Source organism: Actinomycetospora sp. NBRC 106378 (assembly GCF_030269685.1).
Taxonomy (GTDB): Bacteria; Actinomycetota; Actinomycetes; order Mycobacteriales; family Pseudonocardiaceae; genus Actinomycetospora.
This window is the reverse complement of record NZ_BSTT01000029.1, coordinates 1,783-4,958: the sequence shown is the minus strand read 5'-3', so window position 1 is coordinate 4,958 and position 3,176 is coordinate 1,783. Positions and strand designations below refer to the sequence as shown.

The 3,176-nt window shown below is 58.8% G+C and carries 1 rRNA gene; it reads right to left on the bottom strand.

Annotation, left to right across the window (positions count from 1 at the left end):
* Positions 1–3,081 (bottom strand): 23S ribosomal RNA (locus QSK00_RS30260); the annotation flags it as partial.
* Positions 3,082–3,176 lie beyond the last annotated feature (95 nt).

Sequence of the window (3,176 nt, the reverse complement as noted above, 5' to 3'; positions counted from 1 at the left end):
CCTCGGCCTATTAGTACCAGTCCACTGCATACCTTGCGGTACTTCCATGTCTGGCCTATCAACCCACTGGTCTGGTGGGGGCCTTAACCCTCGTAGGGGTGGGAGACCTCATCTTGGAACGGGCTTCCCGCTTAGATGCCTTCAGCGGTTATCCCTTCCGAACGTAGCCAACCAGCCGTGCCCCTGGCGGGACAACTGGCACACCAGAGGTTCGTCCGTCCCGGTCCTCTCGTACTAGGGACAGCCTTCCTCAAGTCTCCTGCGCGCGCGGCGGATAGGGACCGAACTGTCTCACGACGTTCTAAACCCAGCTCGCGTACCGCTTTAATGGGCGAACAGCCCAACCCTTGGGACCTACTCCAGCCCCAGGATGCGACGAGCCGACATCGAGGTGCCAAACCATGCCGTCGATATGGACTCTTGGGCAAGATCAGCCTGTTATCCCCGGGGTACCTTTTATCCGTTGAGCGACACCCCTTCCACCAGGAGGTGCCGGATCACTAGTCCCGACTTTCGTCCCTGCTCGACCTGTCGGTCTCACAGTCAAGCTCCCTTGTGCACTTGCACTCAACACCTGGTTGCCGACCAGGCTGAGGGAACCTTTGGGCGCCTCCGTTACCCTTTGGGAGGCAACCGCCCCAGTTAAACTACCCACCAGGCACTGTCCCTGGACCAGATCATGGCCCGAAGTTAGATGCCCAATTCGACCAGAGTGGTATTTCAACGGCGACTCCACCCGCACTGGCGTGCGAGCTTCACAGTCTCCCACCTATCCTACACAAGCCGAACCGAGCACCAATACCAAGCTGTAGTGAAGGTCCCGGGGTCTTTCCGTCCTGCCGCGCGTAACGAGCATCTTTACTCGTAGTGCAATTTCGCCGAGTCTGTGGTCGAGACAGCGGGGAAGTCGTTACTCCATTCGTGCAGGTCGGAACTTACCCGACAAGGAATTTCGCTACCTTAGGATGGTTATAGTTACCACCGCCGTTTACTGGCGCTTAAGTTCTCAGCTTCGGCCGTGAGGCCTAACCGGTCCCCTTAACGTTCCAGCACCGGGCAGGAGTCAGTCCGTATACATCGTCTTGCGACTTCGCACGGACCTGTGTTTTTAGTAAACAGTCGCTTCCCCCTGGTCTCTGCGACCCCACCACCCTAGCCCGCGAAGAGCTTCAGGTAACAGGGTCCCCCTTCTCCCGAAGTTACGGGGGGATTTTGCCGAATTCCTTGACCACAGTTCGCTCGAACGCCTCGGTATTCTCTACCTGACCACCTGTGTTGGTTTGGGGTACGGGTCGCGTAGGAACTCGCTAGAGGCTTTTCTCGGCAGCATGGGATCACTCTGCTTCGCCTCAACGGCTATGCGTCACGTCTCAACCTGTATGGCGTACGGATTTGCCTATACGCCGGCCTACACGCTTGCACCAGTACAACCACTCACTGGCGGAGCTGCCCTCCTGCGTCACCCCATCGCTTGGCTACTACCAGGCAGGATCCCGCGCTCCCCCGGTCGACTCCCGAAGGAGTCTTGGGGTTCGGGCGGTTAGCACACCTGGGCTCGCCATGGACGCGCCTACACGAGCACGGGAATATCAACCCGTTGTCCATCGACTACGCCTGTCGGCCTCGCCTTAGGTCCCGGCTCACCCTGGGCGGAAAAACCTGGCCCAGGAACCCTTGGTCATCCGGCGGCAGAGTTTCTCACTCTGCTGTCGCTACTCATGCCTGCATTCTCACTCACACGGGTTCCACGGCTGGATCACTCCGCCGCTTCACCACCCGCATGACGCTCCCCTACCCAACACCACCACCGTTAGGTGTCCGTGGTGTTGCCGCGGCTTCGGCGGTGCGCTTGAGCCCCGCTACATTGTCGGCGCAGGACCACTTGACCAGTGAGCTATTACGCACTCTTTCAAGGGTGGCTGCTTCTAAGCCAACCTCCTGGTTGTCTGGGCGATCCCACATCCTTTCCCACTTAGCGCACGCTTAGGGGCCTTAGCCGGCGATCTGGGCTGTTTCCCTCTCGACTACGAACCTTATCGCCCGCAGTCTCACTGCCGCGCTCGAGCTCACCGGCATTCGGAGTTTGGCTGACTTCAGTAAGCTTGTAGGCCCCCTAGGCCAACCAGTGCTCTACCTCCGGTGAGTAACACGCGACGCTGCACCTAAATGCATTTCGGGGAGAACCAGCTATCACGGAGTTTGATTGGCCTTTCACCCCTACCCACAGCTCATCCCCCAGGTTTTCAACCCTGGTGGGTTCGGGCCTCCACACCGTCTTACCGGCGCTTCACCCTGGCCATGGGTAGATCACCCCGCTTCGGGTCTAGAGCACGCGACTATGAACGCCCTATTCGGACTCGCTTTCGCTACGGCTACCCCACACGGGTTAACCTCGCCACGTACCGCTAACTCGCAGGCTCATTCTTCAAAAGGCACGCCATCACCATTGCGAACAACAGCTCTGACGGCTTGTAGGCACACGGTTTCAGGTACTATTTCACTCCCCTCCCGGGGTACTTTTCACCTTTCCCTCACGGTACTTGTCCGCTATCGGTCATCAGGAAGTATTTAGGCTTACCGGGTGGTCCCGGCAGATTCACAGCGAATTCCACGGGCTCGCTGCTACTCGGGCACGTCACCACGCGATGATGAACAGTTTTCGTCTACAGGGGTCTCACCCTCTACGCCGGCGCGTCCCAACGCCTTCGACTAACCATCCACCACCACGCCCAGGGTCAGCAGCCCCCGGACATGACGCCCCACAACACCCCACCAGCAACACCTGCCAGCTATCACACAAGCGGGGTTTAGCCTCTTCCGCTTTCGCTCGCCACTACTCACGGAATCACTGTTGTTTTCTTCTCCTGCGGGTACTGAGATGTTTCACTTCCCCGCGTTCCCTCCACCCGCCCTATACATTCAGGCGGGGGTGACAGCCCATGACGGCTGCCGGGTTACCCCATTCGGACACCCTCGGATCACAGCTCGGTTGACAGCTCCCCGAGGCCTATCGCGGCCTCCCACGTCCTTCATCGGCTCCTGATGCCCAGGCATCCACCGTGCGCCCTTGACAACTTGACCAACACACCAACAACCACCACACACCTACATGGAAAGTCATCGGCACATCAACACAACACAGTCATCAAGCAAACTAAGATCAACCACAACACTCC